Annotated in this window: 17 protein-coding genes; 12 read left to right on the top strand and 5 right to left on the bottom strand. The window is 41.1% G+C overall.

Annotated features, from left to right (window positions below; genetic code table 11):
• Positions 1 to 15 precede the first annotated feature (15 nt).
• Complete coding sequence (locus GPW69_RS03410; protein ID WP_074391487.1) at positions 16 to 762, bottom strand: lysophospholipid acyltransferase family protein; 747 nt, start codon at positions 760 to 762, stop codon at positions 16 to 18.
• 411 nt (positions 763 to 1173) lie between these two features.
• On the opposite strand from GPW69_RS03410, the gene GPW69_RS03405 reads away from it, so the two are divergent.
• The 5 genes from GPW69_RS03405 (at position 1174) to GPW69_RS03385 (ending at position 6535) form a co-directional block, all read left to right on the top strand.
• Positions 1174 to 2619 (top strand): UDP-N-acetylmuramoyl-L-alanyl-D-glutamate--L-lysine ligase, encoded by a 1446-nt coding sequence (locus GPW69_RS03405; RefSeq protein WP_074391488.1) that lies wholly within the window; start codon positions 1174 to 1176, stop codon positions 2617 to 2619.
• A 151-nt stretch (positions 2620 to 2770) separates the two neighbouring features.
• Positions 2771 to 3556, top strand: a complete 786-nt coding sequence (locus GPW69_RS03400; RefSeq protein ID WP_074391489.1) for an ABC transporter ATP-binding protein — start codon at positions 2771 to 2773, stop codon at positions 3554 to 3556.
• A 12-nt stretch (positions 3557 to 3568) separates the two neighbouring features.
• Complete coding sequence (locus GPW69_RS03395) at positions 3569 to 4498, top strand: ABC transporter substrate-binding protein (protein WP_074391490.1); 930 nt, start codon at positions 3569 to 3571, stop codon at positions 4496 to 4498.
• Positions 4499 to 4511: 13 nt separating this feature from the next.
• Positions 4512 to 5537, top strand: coding sequence for a FecCD family ABC transporter permease (locus GPW69_RS03390; RefSeq protein WP_074391491.1), 1026 nt, complete (start codon positions 4512 to 4514; stop codon positions 5535 to 5537).
• Positions 5534 to 6535 (top strand): FecCD family ABC transporter permease, encoded by a 1002-nt coding sequence (locus GPW69_RS03385; protein WP_074391492.1) that lies wholly within the window; start codon positions 5534 to 5536, stop codon positions 6533 to 6535. Before GPW69_RS03390 ends, GPW69_RS03385 begins: the two co-directional genes overlap by 4 nt.
• Positions 6536 to 6553: 18 nt before the next feature.
• Here GPW69_RS03385 and GPW69_RS03380 read toward each other — a convergent pair whose 3' ends face one another.
• A complete protein-coding gene (locus GPW69_RS03380) occupies positions 6554 to 7033 on the bottom strand; it encodes a glutathione peroxidase (RefSeq protein WP_074391493.1) in 480 nt (159 codons plus the stop codon).
• Positions 7034 to 7046: 13 nt separating this feature from the next.
• Positions 7047 to 7763, bottom strand: coding sequence for a pseudouridine synthase (locus GPW69_RS03375; RefSeq protein WP_074391494.1), 717 nt, complete (start codon positions 7761 to 7763; stop codon positions 7047 to 7049).
• Positions 7764 to 7894: 131 nt separating this feature from the next.
• On the opposite strand from GPW69_RS03375, the gene GPW69_RS03370 reads away from it, so the two are divergent.
• Entirely contained in the window at positions 7895 to 8857 is a 963-nt protein-coding gene (locus GPW69_RS03370) for a glutathione S-transferase family protein (RefSeq protein ID WP_074391495.1), read from the top strand.
• 565 nt (positions 8858 to 9422) lie between these two features.
• A complete protein-coding gene (locus GPW69_RS03365) occupies positions 9423 to 10538 on the top strand; it encodes a low temperature requirement protein A (RefSeq protein ID WP_074391496.1) in 1116 nt (371 codons plus the stop codon).
• Positions 10539 to 10593: 55 nt separating this feature from the next.
• Here GPW69_RS03365 and GPW69_RS03360 read toward each other — a convergent pair whose 3' ends face one another.
• Positions 10594 to 11301: a glucosamine-6-phosphate deaminase gene (locus GPW69_RS03360; RefSeq protein WP_074391497.1), complete on the bottom strand. Its 708-nt coding sequence runs from the start codon at positions 11299 to 11301 to the stop codon at positions 10594 to 10596.
• Positions 11302 to 11648: 347 nt separating this feature from the next.
• On the opposite strand from GPW69_RS03360, the gene queA reads away from it, so the two are divergent.
• The 5 genes from queA to GPW69_RS03335 all read left to right on the top strand — a co-directional run bounded on the left by queA (position 11649) and on the right by GPW69_RS03335 (position 17463).
• Entirely contained in the window at positions 11649 to 12677 is a 1029-nt protein-coding gene (queA, locus tag GPW69_RS03355; protein WP_024400153.1) for a tRNA preQ1(34) S-adenosylmethionine ribosyltransferase-isomerase QueA, read from the top strand.
• A gap of 63 nt (positions 12678 to 12740) precedes the next feature.
• Positions 12741 to 13214, top strand: a complete 474-nt coding sequence (locus GPW69_RS03350; protein WP_024385490.1) for an arginine repressor — start codon at positions 12741 to 12743, stop codon at positions 13212 to 13214.
• An 80-nt stretch (positions 13215 to 13294) separates the two neighbouring features.
• Positions 13295 to 14281, top strand: a complete 987-nt coding sequence (locus GPW69_RS03345) for a J domain-containing protein (protein ID WP_074391498.1) — start codon at positions 13295 to 13297, stop codon at positions 14279 to 14281.
• A complete protein-coding gene (locus GPW69_RS03340; protein ID WP_074391499.1) occupies positions 14278 to 15939 on the top strand; it encodes an Hsp70 family protein in 1662 nt (553 codons plus the stop codon). Before GPW69_RS03345 ends, GPW69_RS03340 begins: the two co-directional genes overlap by 4 nt.
• Positions 15940 to 15942: 3 nt before the next feature.
• On the top strand, positions 15943 to 17463 hold the full coding sequence (locus GPW69_RS03335) for a hypothetical protein (RefSeq protein WP_074391500.1): 1521 nt from the start codon (positions 15943 to 15945) through the stop codon (positions 17461 to 17463).
• A gap of 52 nt (positions 17464 to 17515) precedes the next feature.
• Here the strand turns inward: GPW69_RS03335 and GPW69_RS10775 are convergent, their stop codons facing one another.
• Positions 17516 to 21796: a family 16 glycosylhydrolase gene (locus tag GPW69_RS10775; RefSeq protein WP_074391501.1), complete on the bottom strand. Its 4281-nt coding sequence runs from the start codon at positions 21794 to 21796 to the stop codon at positions 17516 to 17518.
• Positions 21797 to 21800: the final 4 nt, after the last annotated feature.

Below are 21800 nucleotides of genomic sequence, written 5' to 3'. Positions count from 1 at the left end.
GCGAGTTTCATTTACTTATTTTTTATCCAACTGAGTACTTGGTTGCCAGAAGAAGCTGGCAATATAGCTAAAAACATAGGTCAGACCTAAGATAAGAGCAACCAGCAAAAGAACTGGGATACGATAGATATAGGTCAAGATATTTGGTTTCTTCTTGGTTTGGAAGGATGCCGCATGGTCATCTAATCGCTTGAACTCTGCTTCGATACGACTAGTCACTTCTGCCGTACCTGCATCATCCATGCGCTTGATATCCGAAACATCGATAGGATTGCCAAAAGCCACATCAATTCGCTCACCAGCTAAGAGCCCCTTGATAGTCATTGGACCCACATAGGTTGCTGGCATGAGTTTGACCTTGGCAGACTTGGCAATGACCGCCACACCACCTTTGAGCTCAGATGAATGACGACTTCCTGAAGGAAACATGACCAGCGAACGGTCACTTTTTTTCAACATGTTAACTGGATACTTGATGGCTGCCATACCAGGATTTTCACGGTCAATCGGAAAGGCTCCACATTTTGAAATCCACCAGCCAAAACCGCGGTCCTTGAAAAGTTCTTTTTTAGCCATAAAGATGAACTGCTTAGGAGCAGCTGCGTAGCCAAGAAAGACTGGATCCCAGAAGGTTTTGTGCGGAGCGATAAGAATATAATTTTCCTCCTGTGGCAAAATCTTCTCCCTATCATGATAGTGAATATTGCCATTGATGGCCCACAACAAGAATGTTAATAGTGTTCGTAGATAAGAATAAAACATAAACTTCTCCTTTTTCAATCCCTCCTATTATAGCACAAATTTGCGTCAGAACGAAATGTCATATACATTCAAATTTACAATCAAAAAGCCTGTATTTATAGTCTTTTAGTTTACTTTTAGTACTCGCTCCAACTATCTGGGAGAAAGTTGGAGGTTGGAAATAAAGCGAACAAAGTTCGCGTCAGAAGCCGCAGGCATAACTCAATGCTTTCTTGTTTCTAGGCATTGACTTGAAACAGTCCCCCAGACTGTTTCAATCAGGCAAGGCGAGTTCAAACACTCCAATGGAGTGTTTGAAGTTGGAAATAAGGAAACAAAGTTTCTTCATTCGTCGAAGTAATAAAAGAAAAACTAAATGACGATACAAAGTCCCGACTTGTAAAAACCACTAGATAGGTTTACAATAGAAGCATGATTAAAATTGAACGTGTAGTAGACATCTTAAAAGCGGATGACAACTTCCGCCATATCAAACAGAATAACCAGACTGACAGCACGTGGACGGATGTCCAGTTTGATGCCCTCAGCTATGACAGCCGGACTGTTAGCCCAACGACTCTCTTTTTTGCCAAGGGTTTGGCCTTTAAGAAGGAATTTCTGGAAAAGGCTATCGAGGCTGGGCTGGCTTTTTACGTGTCTGAAATCGACTATGAGGTCAGCATTCCTGCTATCATCGTCCACGACATCAAGCAGGCTATGAGCCTGATTGCCATGGATTTTCATGGTCATCCCCAGAAACAGCTCAAACTCCTGGCCTTCACCGGTACCAAAGGTAAGACAACGGCGGCTTATTTTGCTTTTAACATCCTTAAACAGAGCAAGAAACCTGCCATGCTTTCGACCATGAACACCACGCTGGACGGCAAAACCTTCTTCAAGTCCACCTTGACCACGCCTGAGAGCCTGGACCTCTTTGCCATGATGGCGGAGGCGGTCAAGAACGGCATGACTCACTTGATTATGGAGGTGTCTAGCCAGGCCTATTTGGTCAAGCGGGTTTACGGGCTGACCTTTGATGTCGGCGTCTTCCTCAACATCAGCCCCGACCATATCGGCCCCATTGAGCACCCGACCTTTGAGGACTATTTCTACCACAAGCGGCTTTTGATGGACAATAGCAGAGCAGTTATTGTCAATGCTGGAATGGACCATTTTGAGGTGGTGAAAGACCAAGTCAGCTCCAAAGACCATGACTTTTATGGGCCGACTTCTGAAAACCAGATTAGTCAGTCAGCAGGTTTTGACTTCACAGCGACTGGCAAATTGGCTGGCCATTACGACATCCAGCTGATCGGAGGCTTCAACCAGGAAAATGCCATCGCAGCAGGACTGGCCTGTCTCCGTTTGGGAGCAAGTCTGGAAGATATTCACACAGGAATCGCCCAAACCAATGTCCCTGGTCGCATGGAAGTCCTGACCCAGCAAAACGGTGCCAAGGTATTCGTGGACTACGCCCATAACGGCGATAGTGTCAAGAAGCTGATTGATGTCGTCTTAGAGCACCAGACAGGCAAGGTCATCCTAATCCTTGGGGCTCCTGGCAACAAGGGAGAAAGTCGCCGCAAAGACTTCGGTCTTCTGCTCAATGACTATCCGCAGATTGATGTTATCCTGACAGCTGATGACCCCAACCGTGAAGATCCAGCTGCTATTGCAGAACAAATCCGTGCCCACATGACCCGTCCAAGCGACTTTATCTTGGACCGGGAAGAAGCTATCCAAACAGCAATGAACCAAACAAACTCTCCAAAAGATGCGGTCATCATCGCAGGAAAGGGGGCTGACGCCTACCAGATTGTCAATGGCGAAAAGGCCGCCTATGACGGTGATTTGGAAGTAGCAAAACAATATTTGTAACATAGGGTCCTTGTTCACAGACAAGGACTTTTTTATAACGATTCTCATTAAATTAAAATTTTCAGAAAACTCTTTGTTTTGGTAAATTTTTTTGATATAATACTGGTCGGAACAAATTATTAATGAATCATATTCTGGAAAGGAGGAGTTTGTGTCTTCTATTCAAGCGGAAAATATCCAAGTCTCTTACGACAATCGGATTATTATTGATGAATTATCAACAAGTATTCCAAAAGGAAATATAACGACGATCATTGGTGCCAATGGCTGTGGAAAATCGACCTTGCTTAAGGCGTTGACAAGGATTATCCCTGTCCAAAAAGGGACTATCTATTTAGATGGACAAGCCATTTCACAACTGCCAACCAAAGAAGTCGCAAAAAAATTGGCCCTGCTCCCTCAGGTCTTAGAAGCGACTGAAGGGATTTCCGTCTATGAACTAGTCTCCTATGGTCGCTTTCCGCATCAAAATGGGCTGGGGCATCTCACAGATCAGGATAGAGAGAAAATCAACTGGGCCTTGGAGGTTACTCAGACCGCTCCCTACGCTAGGTTCCCAGTTGATGATTTATCAGGTGGTCAGAGGCAACGTGTTTGGATTGCGATGGCACTTGCCCAAGATACGGATACCATTTTCTTAGATGAACCAACAACCTATCTTGATCTCAATCATCAATTGGAAGTCTTAGAACTTTTAAAAGAACTGAATCAAAGCCGACAGAAAACTATTGTGATGGTCCTTCACGATGTCAATTTATCAGCTCGATTTTCAGATTATATGATTGCCATGAAAGAGGGAGATATTCGCTACCATGGGTCTGTGTCCAATATTATGACAACTGAGATACTGAGGGACATTTTTAGCATTGAACCTCAATTGATGCAGGTTGCTGGTCAAGATTACCCTATTTTGCTAACTTACGATTTAAAAAAATAATAAGGAGAAAAAATGAAAAAGTTTTTAGCTATTTTTAGTTTATTTGTTGGGCTGGTTTTCTTAACAGCTTGTTCTACCTCTTCCTCTTCAACAGACGTAGAATTGTCTAGCATGCCAAAGATTGAAGGAATTACTTACCACGGTGACATTCCAAAAAATCCTAAAAAAGTTGTCAACTTTGCTTACTCTTACACAGGCTATCTCTTACAATTAGGAATTGATGTATCTAGCTATAGTCTAGATTTAGAAAAAAATAGTCCGGCATTTGGAGACAAACTAAAGGATGTTCCACAATTGACAACGGCAGATACAGAAGCAATTGCCGCACAAAAACCAGATGTCATTCTAGTATTTGCTGGTGATGATAACTTAGAAACACTGAAAGAAATTGCTCCAGTTATTGAAATCACTTATGGAAAGAGTGACTACCTGAAAATGCTGACAGATGTTGGTCAGATTTTTGGAAAAGAAAAGGAAGCACAAGCCTGGTTAGATCAATGGGATAAGAAAGTTGCTACTGCGAAAGAGGAATTGAAAGGATTGATTGATACAAGTTCAACATTTACTGTCATGGACTTCTTCGATAAAAACATCTTCCTTTACGGTAACAACTTTGGTCGTGGTGGAGAATTAGTCTATCGCGCTCTCGGTTTTGCTGCTCCTGCAAAGGTTCAAGAAGACATTATCAGTAAAGAAGGCTGGTTTGGGGTATCTCAGGAAGCTCTTCCAGAATACGTTGGCGACTATGTGCTTGTTAACGTCAATGATAAAACAAAAGAAGCAGCTGCATCTCTCAAAGAAAGTGATATTTGGAAAAATCTACCTGCTGTAAAGAATGGTCACGTCATCGAGGTAGACTACAACCTCTTCTACTTCTCCGACCCGATGTCTTTAGATTTACAAATTGACGCCTTTGTCTCAGCAATTCAAAAACTTCAGTAAAAGGACTGGATATATGAACAAACTAGTGAGTTCTCATTATCCCAAAACAAAGCCAAAGAATATTTGGCTTGTTTTTTTCATCATCTGTCTTTCTTTCATAGCTGGAGGCTATCTTAGTTTACGCTTTGGAGCTATTTCTTATAGCCACCAACAACTGATAGAAACCCTAAAGCATCCACTGACAGATTCTTCCGCTCAGGATGTTATCATCGATTTGCGTTTGCCTAGAATGGTAGCCGCCATCTTGGTGGGAGCTGCCATGGCTCAAGCTGGGGCAATGATGCAAGGAATTACACGCAATCCGATTGCCGATCCTGGCTTATTAGGAATCAATGCTGGCGCAGGACTTGCTCTCATTGTTGCCTATGCTCTATTCGGTGGTTTGCACTACAGTCAAATTTTATTAATATGTTTACTGGGCTCCTATCTGGCAGCCGGTCTAGTCTTTGGTCTAGCTTATCAGGTACAAAAAGGCTACAATCAACTACGTTTAATTTTATCTGGTGCCATGGTAGCAAGTCTATTTTCTGCTATTGGTCAGGCTATTACTATCTACTTTGATTTATCAACTGCAGTGATTGGCTGGCAAGCAGGGGGATTGGTACAGGTAAACTGGAAGATGCTGGCCATCATCGCTCCTCTTATCATCATTGGCCTCATCCTTGCTCAACTCTTTTCGCATCAGCTGACCATCCTGAGTCTCAACGAAACTGTTGCTAAAAATCTAGGGCAACGAACCTTACTGATGACTTTGGTTTTGTTGGGAATTGTCCTTCTACTCTCAGCTTCTGCGGTAGCTCTTGTGGGCTCACTTTCTTTTGTCGGGCTCATTATTCCTCACTTTATCCGCATGTTTACAGGGAAAAATTACAAGCTACTCTTGCCATTAACTGCCTTTGCAGGGGCTAGTTTCCTCATCTGGGTAGATTTGGTTTGCCGTTCTATCAATCCACCTGTTGAAACTCCCATTAGCGCAGTCATCAGTATCATTGGTCTCCCTTGCTTCCTATGGTTGATTAGAAAGGAGAAACACTTTTGATAAGACATCACAACTCTCTAAAAATATTCACATTCCTACTAATCCTTTTATTTGTCATTTTCCTACTTTCCTTATCTATCGGCTATAGCAATTCATCCTTTTCGGATCTCATTGACATCATGAGTGGTCGTGCCAGTTCATCGACTCTACTTATCATTGGGAGAATTCGCTTACCTAGAATAATCGCCTCCATTATCGGAGGGGCTTCTCTGGCTTTAGCGGGTTTGTTGCTACAAACTTTGACCCGCAATCCTCTGGCAGATTCTGGAATATTAGGAATCAACGCAGGAGCTGGTCTTGTTGTGGCACTATTTGTCGGTCTCTCTTCAAAAATCAGCCCTGTCTTATTGAGTCTCATGCCTCTATTTGCTATGATGGGCGGTGGATTAACCATTTTTCTAGTTTACTGGATTGCACGCAAGAAGCTGTACGGCATCCATCCTGCACGCTTAATTATCACGGGAGTTGGAATTTCGAGCATGTTATCTGGTATCATGGTTAGCATCATCAGCCAATTAGATGACTTTAAGATGGAATACATTGTCCAGTGGCTCAGTGGTCGAGTAAATGGTGGAGATTGGAAAACTATCGCAATCTATACTCCTCTTCTTCTCTTGGTATGGCTGGCAACATTTAGTCGAAGTCGCTCACTCAATATTATGAATCTAAACGACCAGACAGCCATGGCTTTGGGACTCCACTTACAGCGTGAAAGACGGATTACCTTGGTATTGGCTACCGCCCTAGCCTCTCTTAGTGTCATTTTAGTTGGTAATACCACCTTCGTTGGTCTCATTGCTGGTCACATTGTGCGCAAATGGTTAGGAAATGACCATCGTGTCATCATTCCAGCTACTATGATAATAGGAAGCTTCATTCTACTTCTAGCGGATACCATAGGACGAGTACTACTTGTCGGAACAGGCATCCCAACCGGCATCATCGTCTCCCTTATCGGCGCTCCCTATTTTCTGTGGTTACTAAAACAAGAAGGCTAGATGACTCCAGCCTTCTTATTATTTTTCTAGGTAAAGTCCAATATCCTCTTTAAGTTTTAATGGACTAGTCGTTGGTAAATAGCGTTTGACCACACGCCCTTGTCTATCCACCAAAAACTTGGTAAAATTCCACTCGATTCGACCTCCTAATAAGGTCGATTTTTCTTTCTTAAGATAGCGATATAGCGGACTAGCTTCAGATCCATTCACAGCAATTTTAGCAAATCGTGGGAAACTTGTTCCATAAGTTAAACTACATGTCTGATTGATTTCTTCATCAGAACCAGGAGCCTGATTTAAAAATTGATTGCAAGGAAAATCGAGCACAACAAAACCTTTGTCTTTATAAATATCATAAAGTTCTTGCAATTCCTTGTATTGAGGTGCCAACCCACAACCTGGCGCCGTATTGACAATCAAAAGCACCTGTCCTTGATAATCAGCCATGGACTGATCTGTTCCATCTTGTTTTTGTACTGTAAAATCATAAATGCTCATTATATATCCTCCTCTAGTCAAAATAAGTAAATAAATGTTCCATTTCATTTGGAGTGAGTTGTCTGTATGCCCCTCGTTCCAAATCCCCCAGCTCAAAACCTCCAAAAGAAATCCGCTTGAGATAAGTGACCTTGACACCATAGGCTAAAAACATCTTTTTGACCTGATGAAACTTACCTTCTGCCAGCTTGATGGTCGCTCTGCTATGGTCCAAAGAAGCCTCCAAAACAGTCAAATCTGCGGGCTGGCAACGGGTGCCGTCCAAAAAGGTAACGCCTGATGCAAAGAAAGTCGGGGCATCCGGACCCAAGGGGCCGTTAACCTCCACATAGTAAACCTTGTCCACATGGTGGCTGGGATGGAGCATACGATAACCGAGCGGACCATTGTTGGTAATGAGGACTAGGCCCTCGGTATCCCTGTCCAGGCGACCGACGGGGTAGAGACCTTCCCTACTGTCTCGCGAAGAAATCAAGTCGATGACTGTCTGATGCTCCTGGTCTGTCACAGCAGAAACGACTCCTGCTGGTTTGTTGAGTAAATAGTAGACCGAGCCTTTTAGCTCGATTTTTCGCCCTGCCACCTGAATCTCTTGGAGTTCAGGATCGACGATTTGACTGAGACTTTGAGCTGCTTGTCCGTTAATCTTGATTTGCTGGGCTTTAAAAAGTTTTTTAACTTGCTTGCGCGAGCCAACTTTGGCTTTCTCTAAACATTTGTCCAATCTCATATCTCTATTCTAGCATAAAACCTAGGTCTTGACTTTGATTGAAAAAAGACTATAATACTAATTAGTGATATGTATACAAATGAAATCCAGTTTGCTTGGATTTCCTACTTTTTATAATAAAGGAGAACTTTATGGGACTTTTACAAGATGGTAAATGGGTGGATCAATGGTATGACACCAAGTCAACTGGTGGCAAGTTTGTCCGTACTGTCACACAATTTCGCAACTGGATTACACCTGATGGACAAGCAGGACCGACAGGTGAGGGTGGTTTTAAGGCTGAATCAGGACGTTACCATCTCTACATTTCTTTGGCCTGTCCTTGGGCTAGTCGGACCTTAATCATGCGAAAATTGAAGGGGCTGGAAGACCATATTTCCCTATCAATCGTCCATCCGCTCATGTTGGAAAATGGTTGGACTTTTGCGGACGGACCTGGTGTGATCAAGGATTCCCTCTTTAACAGCGACTATCTTTATCAAGTTTACTTGAAAGCAGACCCAAATTACACTGGCCGTGTAACCGTCCCTGTCCTTTGGGATAAGGAAACAAATACCATCGTCAGCAATGAATCTGCTGAAATCATGCGCATGTTTAACACTGCTTTTAATGATATTACTGGAAATTACGATGACTACTATCCAGCAAACCTGCAAGCCGAGATTGATGCCATGAATGACTTTGTCTATCCAAACATCAACAATGGCGTCTACAAGGCTGGATTTTCAACCAACCAGGCAGTCTATGAAAAAGAGGTCAAGAACCTTTTTGCCGCCTTGGATAAATTGGAAAAGCATTTGGCAGACAAGGACTATCTGGTGGGCAATCAATTAACGGAAGCAGACCTTCGTCTCTTTACTACATTAGTGCGGTTTGATCCAGTTTACTTTGGGCATTTTAAGTGCAATATCAAGGCCTTGGTTGATTATCCAAACCTATGGAACTATACCAAACGTCTTTACAATCATGCTGGTATTGCAGAAACGGTGGACTTCGACCATATCAAACAACACTACTACGGTAGCCATAAGACCATTAACCCAACAGGTATTGTCCCAGTCGGCCCTGACTTGGACTGGACACTTGAAAACTAAAGACACATATGTTATAATCATTGTGCTTAAAAGTTCGGTAAAGTTAAGCATAAAGTAAAACACCCACAGTTGCCGCCATGGGTGTTTTTTTGTGCTTGCTCAAGGCACGCAGGCTAAGTGACGATCATTTAGTTTACTTTTAGTACGAGGCAACGAGCTGAAGGCTGTACTAAGGTACGGCAAAGCGAGTTAACGAAGTAATAAAAGGAAAAATAAATGATTGATTGTCGCTTTTGTTTTGCCACTTACAAATTAGCCACTCCGCAATAAGTTCTGCAACTACGCTGACTAACAACGGTAGCAAAACAAATTCGGTAAAGTATTGTAGCATAAAGTCTCACCTCCCAACTTGCGCTGTTTAGTGATTGCGACTTAGATATTATACCCTAAAATGAATAAACCATGCTATTATAAACAAGTTTTTATCCACTAATGAAACAACTATTAAATAGCTCCTACAGATATTTTCCACGATTTTCAGAACATCAGTTCCAAAAATAACTGGTTTGCTCCCTCACAATTTCTGTGGTATAATATTTCAGATTTTCAGAAAGAGGAGATTAACATGTCTGACATTAAGGCAAAACGTGTATCCAACTATGAATTGTTTTATGATTTGGTCTTTGTCCTTGCTACTTCTTCACTGACGGGCTTGCTACATGGTGACCATATCGGTTTCAAGGAGATTGTCACCTTTATCACTGCTAATTTGATTATCATGACCTTGTGGATGAATGAAACTATCTATCTTAATAAATATGGCGAACGAGATTTTCTGGATATTTTCACCATTATTCCATCCATGTATCTGATTGGTAACATGTCACTCAACTTCAGCAATGATTTTGAAAAAACAGCTCTGCCATTTAATGCCTTCTTGACCCTGTCTTATATCCTCATCTTCCTGCAATACTATCTGAGAGGAAGACGGATTGGCTTTAATGAGGACATTAAGGCAACCTTGCAGATGTTAGCCTCTTATATTGCTATCTTTGCTGGTGCAACCATTTTAGTCGTTTTCAAGCTCTGGACCAACGATGAGAGAATGTTGATTGTCTATATCATTCCCTTCTTGATTTCCTTTTTCTTTCAAAAGAGAATAAGTCATGACCCCATCAACTTTCCACACATGGTGGAACGCTGTCAGCTGATTACCATTATCACCTTCGGTGAAACAGTCATTGCCATTATCAAAAATTATCCGCTACTAGACTTGGCTCTGGAAGGAATTTTGCTTTTCTTCGCTATGGCGACCCTTTTCATCTTCTACATTTCCCAAACCTACCTATCCATTGATCATCACCATAAGGCAGATGTGACCGTTTTGCTCTATGCCCACTTGGTGATTGTCCTTGGTTTAAATTTCTTCACCGTGGCAATGGAGCTATTCCCTAGCCATCACAATGATTTGGCCTTGCCCATGCTGGTTGTAGGAAACTTACTTTTCTACGGAGGCATCCTTTCGACTTCCTTCTATAATCAACAAATTCACCAAGTTGGTAGAAAAGGACTGTTCATCTACGGTCTGATTTTAGTGATTGGAAATGTTGCCTTACTGCTAGCTGGACATGCAAACCTACTCATCTTTATTATCCTCAACCTGCTCTCGCATGCCATGGTCGCCTATCATGTCATTCGTTTCCGAAAAGCTCGTCAGAGTTTGATTGGGGAAGAGGTATAAAAATAAACCACAACAGACCGTTCTAACGGCTTAAAACTGTTGTGGTTTTTAACTCTTATTTTGTCAATTTACTTGCTGTGGCTTGGTCGAGGATAAGAACGACATCGTCATGGTTTTGGAGGACGCTTGCTGGAACTTCCTCCGTCACAGGACCTTCCACAGTCGCCTTAATGGCGTCAGCTTTTTCCTGACCATAAGCCATGAGGACAATGGTCTTGGCTGATAAGATGTTGGCGATGCCCATTGAGATAGCTTGTTTTGGTACATCTTCTGGATTGTCAAAGAAGCGTGCATTGGCTTCGATGGTTGATGGCGCCAATTCAACCAGATGGGTCTGACCATCAAATGGAGCACCTGGTTCGTTGAAACCGATATGGGCGTTGCGACCGATACCCAAAATTTGGAAATCAACTGGATGTTCAGCCAGAATTTTATTGTAACGCTCTGTTTCAGCAGCTACATCTGTCGCCAAACCATTCGGTAAATAAGATTGTTTAAACGGTTTGTCATTGAAAAGATTTTCCTTCATAAAATGGATATAGGATTGGTCGCTCTCCTCACCTAAACCAACATACTCATCCAAGTTTACAGATGTCACATCCGAAAAGTCTAAATCCGACTCACGAATCAATCTGTAAAATTCTAACGGACTGGAGCCTGTTGCCAAACCTAATACCTTGGCACCTCCGTTCAATTTTTCTCTCAAAATATCTAATGCTACACTTGCTCCTTCAACTTGATTGTTTACTACATGAATTTTCATAGCGCACCTCTTTGGTCTATACCATTTCTTATTTTTCTTTATTATATGGTATAGACCAATTTTTGTCAAGAATTTATACTTATAAAGTATTACATCAACACGAATAATTTTAATTCTCTTCCCATCCATCAAGACTTAAGTGTCTAACTATGATATAATACAATTATGACAGATGTGCTTTTTTACTTATTTTTTATTGGTATTCTGTTCTGCCTTACTGGCTATTTTATTTCTAAATCAAAGGTCCTAAAGTTTATTTTCTACCTGATTGGTAGTTTATTGGTGGCTTTGCCATTTGCCCTATTGATTTATTTTACCTATATTTTATTTTAGTCTAAGGAGTGAATATGAATACTGCAGATTTTGATTTTGATTTACCCGAAGAGCTTATCGCTCAAGTTCCCCTTGAAAAGCGCGACAGCTCTAAACTATTGATCCTCGACCGCGAAAAACGGAGCATGGTTGACAGTCACTTTGACCATATCATCGACCAGCTGAATCCCGGTGATGCTCTGGTCATGAACAATACGCGTGTTCTACCTGCCCGTCTCTATGGCTACAAGCCTGAAACTATGGGACATGTTGAGCTTTTGCTTTTGAAAAATACCCAAGGTGATCAGTGGGAAGTGCTTGCCAAACCAGCAAAACGCCTGAAAGTCGGTACCACAGTTGCCTTTGGTGACGGACGATTAACTGCTACTATCGTAGAAGAATTAGAACACGGTGGAAGAATTGTTGAATTCTCCTATGAAGGTATCTTCCTTGAAGTCTTGGAAAGTCTAGGCGAAATGCCACTTCCACCTTACATTCATGAAAAATTAGAAGACCGTGAACGCTATCAAACAGTTTATGCCAAGGAAAACGGTTCTGCCGCAGCCCCAACTGCTGGACTACATTTCACCCAAGAATTACTCGAAAAAATCGAAGCTAAAGGAGTGAAACTAGTCTATCTGACCCTTCACGTTGGACTTGGGACCTTCCGACCAGTCTCTGTTGATAACGTTGATGAGCATGAAATGCACTCGGAATTCTATAACCTATCAGCAGAAGCTGCTCAAACCCTCAATCAGGTCAAAGATAGCGGTGGTCGTATCGTCGCAGTCGGCACGACATCCATCCGCACCCTCGAAACCATCGGTAATAAATTTGATGGCCGTTTGGAAGCTGATTCTGGTTGGACAAATATCTTCATCAAACCTGGCTACACCTTCCGAATCGTTGATGCCTTCTCAACTAATTTCCACCTACCAAAATCTACTTTGGTTATGCTAGTTTCTGCCTTTGCAGGTAGAGAATTTACCTTAGATGCCTATAAACATGCTGTTGAAGAACGTTACCGCTTCTTTAGTTTTGGGGATGCAATGTTTATTCAATAGGCTGTTATCACCAAATTATTCTGAGTTCAGATTCTATTTTCCTTACATCTCAAGGAGGGCCCTATGAACAAGATTGAAAGCCGCCATCAGCTGATCCTGTCTCTAATCATGGAGAAGAAAATACATACCCAGCAGGAATTACAAGAATTACTAGAGGTCAACGGAGTCTCCGTCACCCAATCTACCCTCTCCCGTGACATCAAGATGCTCAATCTTGTCAAAGTCAACGAAGATGATTCTTCTCACTATATCATCAACCCCATTGCTCCTACTCGCTGGGAAAAACGACTGCGACTCTATATGGAAGATGCTTTAGTCATGCTAAAACCTATCCAACATCAAGTGGTGCTCAAGACCCTACCTGGATTGGCCAACTCATTCGGTTCTATTTTGGATGCCATGGAGATTCCTCAAATTGTAGCGACCGTCTGCGGTGACGATGTCTGTCTCATCATTTGTGAAGATGTCGAAGGGGCACAAGCTTGCTTCGAGCACTTGAAACAGTTTACTCCACCATTTTTCTTTAGTAAATTATAAGCCTAGAAATACCTAGGCTTATTAATTTTTCGCAACAAATATGCTATAATAATTTAAGTATCCATAAAGGAGTAATGAATATGAAAAGTTGTTGGCAAGAGTTGCAAATTGCTGCAACAACAGATCAACGTACTATAAAATTAGCCTACGCGGAACGGATTAAAAAGGTCCATCCTGAAGAAGACCCCGAAGGTTTTAAACGCCTACAGCATGCTTATAAATCAGCCTTACAATACGCTAAGCAAGCAAGACCAAAGCCAAAACAAACATTTACTGAGTTTGGAGAGCAAAACAACCTTGAAAATCAGCAGAGTGCGACATCGTTTGATTTCTTTGATGATCGCAATGAGAATAAAACCGAAGATATTTCTCATTCCACTTTTGATTTCTCTACTTTCTCACATTCGGAAGAAATTCCCGAACAGGATGCAAGCGAACAAACCATCACTGCCAACAACCAACTATTTGAAAATACCAACTTTGTAGACAATATAAAAACTGCCTGCAAAAACTCCCCCTACTACCACCTTCTATATCAAATTTTAATTTCCGATGAATTCAATTTCCATATCAGAGATATAGAAATACAAAAGCAACTAATTGCTGAACTCAGTCAGCTTACTTTTTACGGGGAAGAATTTGAACGCAAAAAGGTCATTGAGCAGTGTGAACTACTGGGATTAGATGAACTGGCTCTTTATCTATCACAAGATAAACAAAAGCAATTAGAAGATCAATTTAATACCGATACAGAATCAATAGCACAAGCAGCAGAAGAGTATCTAGCAAAATTATTGTCTTCTCTCGAATTGGTAAGCGATTTTTATTTACTATTGAAAGCCTTTCGCAGTGATAACTTCCGCTATTTTGTAGCCAATGAACAATTCTGTAACAAACTAACAGCCCATCTTTTAAACTACTACTTCTTTGGCCCTTGGGAACACCGTATTGAACTTGTTCAACTCTGTCAAAATTATGGTTTAAATGAACTGGCTGGATACATTTATTGGATAGGATTAAATAATCCTGAGACTCAAAAAGGTTTATCAACGGAGAGATTAGTATGATTATTGGAATCGATTTAGGAACAACAAATTCACTAGTTGCAACATGGCGTAATAATAAGGTAGAACTCATTCCCAACAATTTGGGCGATTTCTTAACACCTTCTGTAGTCGGTTTATCTGACAACGGAGACATCATCGTAGGAAAATTTGCCAAAGAACGGTTGATGAGTCATCCTCATCTTACACAATCAAGATTCAAACGCCTAATGGGAACTGGAAAAAAATTACCTCTAGGTGATCAGATGTATCTACCTGAGGAGCTTAGCGCCTTCATATTGAAAAAATTGATTGAAGATGCCGAAGAATTTCTAGGTGAAAAGGTTGATGAAATTATTGTCAGCGTCCCTGCCTATTTCAGCGATGATCAGCGCGCAGCAACAAAAATTGCTGGTCACTTAGCAGGGGTCAAAATTGAACGAATTATCAATGAACCATCTGCTGCCGCCCTTGCTCTCCACCACAGTCGAGAAGAAGATGCCACTTATATGATTATTGACTTCGGTGGGGGAACACTTGACATTTCAATTGTTGATGCTTTTGCCAATGTTATTGAAATCGTATCGGTTGCTGGAGAAAACCACTTAGGTGGGGAAGACTTCACTCAACAAATTGTTGAAGACTTCATCCAAAATCTTCCTTATAAAAAATCAGACTTGTCTGACGAGGTAATGGGATTCCTTTACCAGGAAGCTGAAAAAGCAAAATTGGCCCTCAATAAGGAAGATATCGTTCGAATGTCTGTAAACATCAACGATAGTCTTCATGTGTATAAATTAACTAAGGAACGATATGTGGAGATTTGTCGTTTTCTCCTTGCAAAAATGAATGCCCCTATTCAAAATGCTCTACGAGATGCCCAGATACATGCTGAAGACTTAACCGATGTCATCCTAGTTGGCGGCTCAACTAAAATGAAACTCATTCAAGACTATCTAATTTTTCTGCTCAAACGTCCCATCTCCGTTAAAGTTGATCAGGATAAAGCCGTAGCTATGGGGTGTGGTATTGTAACGGGTATTAAAAAACGTGACAAGGATATCAAAGATGTTGTGTTAACAGACATTTGTCCTTTTACATTAGGTACTGCCATTGTTGGAAATGTCTTCTCACCCATAATAGAAAGAAATACAACACTCCCTGCCTCCTACGTCGAACGCTACTGGACGAATGAATTAGGGCAGCAACATGTTCTATTTACCATTTATCAAGGAGAAAACTACCAAGCCGACACCAATCTTCTTCTCGGTTCCTTGGATATTCCAATCCCTGTAAATCATGAAGAACATGAAGCAATAGACTGCCGCTTCTCCTATGATATAAACGGTATTCTCGATGTAGATATTACCGTTCTTTCTACCGGAAAAGTGTACAACAAAACAATACTACGTGATCGACAACAGCTATCCGCCGAAGAAATATTGGAAAAAAGAGCAAAACTAGCCTCCTTGAAAATCCATCCTCGAGATAGTGAACATTACCAATTATTACGAGCACGCGCAGAACGTCTATTCCAGACCCTATTAGCCGAACAGCGTGATTATTTGATGAACTGTATTCAGCGATATGAAAAAGTGATTGAGACCCAAGATGCAAAACGCATCGCGAAAGCTAATAAAATCTTTGAAAACCAGCTAGATGGACTAGAGGAAAGTTGGTAGGACATGCTAGATGTACAGACTCTATTAACAACCTTAGCTTCTAGCACAAATCGCTCCTATGCGCGCTGGAAGGCCCTACTATCATATCATCCAGGTCAGATGGCTTTGATACTCGAACAACTGGACGAATCAACCCTTGACTCAATATATGATATTAAAGTCATACGTCTCATTGAGCGACGAGCGAAATCCTGTCGTAAAGCAAGTAACAGAGCCTATCTTTTAGAATGGTGCAAAACGCGGCGAGCTCAATTCGAAAATAAAAATGATAACCAACTATTATTGGCACTATCAATATTTATTGGAATTGCGCAATTCTTATCTCTTCTCACTTTGCTTATTTCTCTTACCTGTCTTACGGGAACTACAATTGAACTAGGAGATGAACAAATCAGCTTCCTTCTCAGCAATATTTGGGGTTCCTTCTTGACCTTGCGGGTCCTAAATCGTCTACAAAAAAGAAGATGCTCCTTAGACTACGAACCTGTATTTCAGAAGGATTTTAATAGGCATTTGTATATCCTAGGAGGCATTATTGCTCTATGTATGATTCCTAGCTTTATAGGTTCATATCTGGATATTTTTGAATACCATGTTTTTAGTCTTACCAGTATCTTTAGAGGATTTGCTTACGCCTCAGCTATCTACTTATTATTCCAAACGACTAAGACCGAGTTTATTCCATCAAAATCTCGTCATAATATAACGACTATCTATCTGATACTATTTACACTATTCACTTACCTACTTAGTATTTTTGATTATGACTACCGCTTCCTTTTCTTTATTATTCTATGGAATCAGCTGAGTCTACTCTTTAACTATAAATACCTTGGTTCTCCCGAAGTTGAAGAGGTAGTGAAGCCATTACGTTACTTGAATAAGCGAGTACATCCGCTAATTAGCGGTACGTGTCTTTTATTAATCCATTATTCCATCCTGACAGGTTTTCCCATTCAATATGGCTTTTTAGGTCTAACATTCTTTATTGCCTTTATGACTTTCTTAGCCACTTATAACGCAAAACTTTCCCTAGGTGATAGTCATTTAAAAGGAGCACTGCGGGATATTCCTAACTTTTACTTTGCAAATCAGATTATCTTTTACCGCCTTCAATACAAAAATAAACTTTCTTTTAAAATCGAAAGATTTCGCTGTGTTCCCAACTATTCTGAACAGAACATACAATCTTGGAACGAACTATATTTATTGATTACCTCTATTGAGCATAACGGTATCTACAAAACACTATCCTCTCGATATTTCGTTCAAAAAATCCCTTTGTTTGTAAATCATTTAAAGAAATGGCAGATTTCCTACTTAGTTGATGAATTAGAATCTCTCCTGCCAGTCCTACAACAGGGAGAAGAAATCGGATGGTCTAAACAAAACCTTAAAAAGTTCCTTTTACTGTATCAGCAGCAGTTACTTCGGGTTGATGATGCCTTTTTACAACAGTCAGCACTCATCCAATGGCACCTTTATCAGGAATACCAAAGTTTTGAAGACGCTTTTAATATATAATATAACACCATCCCAACTTAACTTCTGGGATGGTGTTATTTGTAAACAATACTTATTTACCGTCTGTTGCTTTCCTCCGACGACTAGCAGCTGCTAGGCCGATAAGTCCAAGAAGAGTGAATCCAAGACAATCTACTGCGCCTGTATTTGGCAATTCTTTCTTCTGAGAAGCTGCTTGCTTGGAATCTGACTGCTCACTGCTTGGTTTTGATACAAGGGATAGAGGTGTGACAGAGGGACCATAGTTTGGTGTCAGGTATCCCTTAAAGGCGGGACGCGGTTCTGCTTGGACACTTTTGCCTTTAGCGGTAATCAAAGGTAGCTGCCCTACTGGTAAGGGCTCCGCTTTGACGCCGTCTCCTTTTGCTGTCACTAGTGGTGGCAGAGGAACTAACGCTTCACGCGCAGCTTTTACCTCTGCTAAATAACCATCTACAAATGCCTGGTTATTTTTACTGAGTTTCCAGTCAATCTTGTCCAAAACCTCTTTTAAGTTTGCTACGCTCTCTGGACTATAATCACTCAAATCAGCAGGAAGCTTACCAATTTCTTCGTGCAAATCAACATAATCAGCTAAAAAGTAAGTTGGATTCGCCATTACAAACTCGTACATGAGGCGATGAACAGAATCATAACTGTATTCTTTGCTTGGATCATCTGCCCAAACAGCAACCATACTACCAATTACCGGTATCTCTGAGTTTTCATTTTTGTGAACAACTTCCAGTGGTGTTGATTCAATTCCACGCAAACCTTGATCAAGATTATACCATCCCCAACCTTCTGCTTCACGTCCAATAACATAGTACCAAGCATCATTGGTATTTAAAATCTTATGGCCTTTGTCAGCAAGAAACTTAGATGAGGCAACGTCATATCCTCCCCAGCCACCAGTCCAGAAAGAAGCAATAATGTCCTTGTCAAAAGTACCTGAACTAGTATCGTGGTTATAATAGATACCGTCATTGAAAGCCATTGGCTCTAAACCATGCTTCTTGACGATAGCCGCTAACTCATTGGCATATTGAATAAATTTGCCATAGTCTCCCTGAGATTGAAGGATACGCCAGCCCGACGCATTTGTAGCATCATTTGCATATTCGTCCAGACCGATATTGAAAATTTTGGCCTTATCTGAAAAATATCCAGCATATTTATCAATTAATGCTTTGGTAAAAGCAATCGCTTCTTTGTTATTTAAGTCAACTGTTCGCGCAGAAGTTTTACCGTTGTAAGTAAACTTAGGAGCTGGGATACCAAGCTCTTCCATGGCTTCTAAAATAGCATCCATGTGTCCCGGGCTATTTACGGCTGGAATCAAACGAACATTACTTGCCTTAGCATAAGCAATCAGTTCGTCCATCTCTGCCTGGGTAAGATGATTTCCATTTGGATCGTTGTAATAATGATTATTTCCATTGATAAGGGCCTGCTTTACCGCATCGCTGGTATAGGTCTTATCACCAACCGTCAATTCCATATCGTCCAATAGGAATCGCATGCCATCATTACCCACCAATAAATGCAAATCTGTATAACCATAATAAGAAGCCAAATCAACAATCTCTTTTAATTGGTCAACTGAGAAATATTTACGCCCAGCATCTAGAGAGAAAACTTTGGATAAACTTAATTTACGTTCGTCAACAATCGGTTTTTCTGGCTCTGCACTAGGGTCTGCAGCTACAAAGGTAACTTTTGCCAGTTGAACATCACTAGCAACCACTGCTTTTTCAGCACCGCTTTCCAATTTATAGGATATACCTGATAATTCTGGAAAGACAATCTTGATATACTTGGTTCCTCTTCGGATGTCTCTAATATCAAATGTCGTACGTGCATAGGCTGGTGTCGCCTCTACAAAATTATCAACTACACTTGTTGTTTCCTTATTCCAAGTTTTCCCATCAACCGATGAATAGACGGTAAAATCAATTGCCCCTTCAGCTGCTCCAACCAAGTGTTTACGAATAGATTTTCCTTCCTTGGCCCATGCCTTATCATTGTATACTGCATAATCTTCCAAGGTTTTATAATAGGTTGTAAGATGGAGTGCTTTTGGATCATTCACCTTATAAATGAGTGCATTCTCACCTTGACCATCTGCATATAGACGACTTGTTTCGTAACGTGGTTGCCCTCCATAATAAAAGTTATTTTTATTTTCATGCGCAGCCTGACCGTGTGAAACTGATACTAATTGACCACGTTTCTCACTTGGTTTAATTGTATAGTCACTAGCAGTTGCATCGTCTAGATTATCAAAGTAAACCTTGTCTTGTCCTGCTTTTTGGTAAACGCGTACCCAGTCAATCAGGTATTCACTATCTTGCTTGGTCATATTTTTGCTGTAGTCAACGTCACCAACCCAGCCATCACCAACTTGGGTTTCCAGTATTGGGAACATAGGGCGGGTGTGCATACCATCCCTATCCTTACCGCGCATGGTTTGGAAAACAAATTTTCCATCAATATACCATTTGATGACATCTGGAGTCCACTCTACTTCATAGACGTGGAATTCCTGACTCCAGGCCTCATAATTCTTAATCGGTACACCGTGAGATTCCTTATTTTTAGCTAGAATACCAAAATGATTGGTTGTCCATGCCTCCCATGGATTTTGCCCTAGATATTCCAAAACATCAATCTCATCGTGACCAGTCTCATCCTGTGCCAACATCCAAATAGCCGGCCAGATTCCCTTAGAGTCATTTACCTTGGCGCGAACAGCCATCCGACCAAATTGGAAAGAATATTTATCCTTAGATTCTAGACGGCCAGATGACCAGGTTACTTTTTCTGGCAATTTCGTATCATTATAGCGGTCCAAACCAACTGCTTTTATCAGCTCATCTGTCGTATTATGATTGGTAGTGCGAATAGATAAATAGCTCTTGTCTCCTTCTTTTTTAATAGAAACAGCTTTCCGATTGTAGATAGCTGCGTGGTTCCACATGCCATCAATAATCTGCCACTTGCTTTCGTCAATCTTATCTCCGTCAAATTCATCAGACCAGACTAAGGTATCGTAATCAGATTTTGGCGGAAGGTATTCAGGTGTGGCTTCATCATATGATTTTCCATGTCCCATAATTTGGATTTCTGAATAACGGAGTGCTTCTCCGTCAGCAGATTCCCCTGTAAATCGAACGTATCTTGCTTTAGAGCCTTTCGGAACCGCAATCGTCAAAATCTCTCCTTCATTCACAGAAAGATTGCTTGCTTGATAAACTGTTTTATAGGTGTTCCATGCATTGTAATCATCATCTAAATCTACACGAAAATGAGAATAGGTACCTGGAGCTAATTGAACCTTGATTTCCTCGATAGTGTAGACATTTTTAAATTCATACTGGAGATAGGCTCCCATGCCTTTTGATTCCTGAGTAGTATAATTCTCATCAAATTTGCCATCATTAATGGCTTCTGGATTGGTGGGAGCTTTTCCATAAAAATATGGCTTCTTCAATTCGGCAAGATTGATTAGCTCGGTCTGTGGATTTTCGTTTGCGCTTTCGTCTGTTTCAACCTGCGCCAAGACTTCTATCTCGTTGAAGAGAACGCCATTACTATATCCCTTCCAGGAACTGTTTGTATTTTGGATATAATGCCCCCGTCCCCAAATACGCATATAACGTGCATCAAACGGTGACAAGAGTTGAATAACTTGTGGTTTCCCCTTGTTTGTTACTGTCTCTTCTACATCTGCCTGTTCGAAGATGACCCTAGTAGTTTCAGGAGAGAAGTCTTCGCTGGTGGACAACTCGACCTTAACATCTTTAAATGTAGAGATTGCATTTTCATAGGTATTACGGTAAATATTTACAGTATGGACAGGAACTTCCTTTTCAAAGTCATACTGAACATAGACATGGTCCCACTGAGAATAGCCATTATCAGCACCTCCCGTTTCTTCACCTGCAATAATTTTTGTATTGTTGCTGGCATCATCTGAACTACCGTAAGCCACACCATCCGTTGCTTTCTCTGGATTTTTTATGGCAACCGAAGGAATGGTCGTCAATTCTGAAGCCATCAAGTGCTGACTGTTGGTAGTCGGCTCTTTTCCTTCTATCACATTTTTCTCAGCTACCTTTGGTTCCTCCTGTTTTTCTTCTGGAGTTGAAGGTTCTGTTTCAGTTGATGGAGTAGCTTCCACAAGTCGTTTTGCTTCAATAGTAGGGGGAACATCATTGTTGATTGCTACTGGTTCTCCCTGAGATACCTCCTCTGCTGCTGCAGTCTGCCCTGCCCATACCAAAAAACTGGTACAGATGAGAAGCTGACCAAGAATGACTTTTTTCGTAAACTTACTTGTTTCTTTTTTCATTATT

The organism is Streptococcus suis (assembly GCF_902702775.1).
Classification (GTDB): Bacteria; Bacillota; Bacilli; order Lactobacillales; family Streptococcaceae; genus Streptococcus; species Streptococcus hashimotonensis.
Note: the sequence above shows the minus strand (reverse complement) of the source record. Positions and strands in the feature narration are given on the sequence as shown.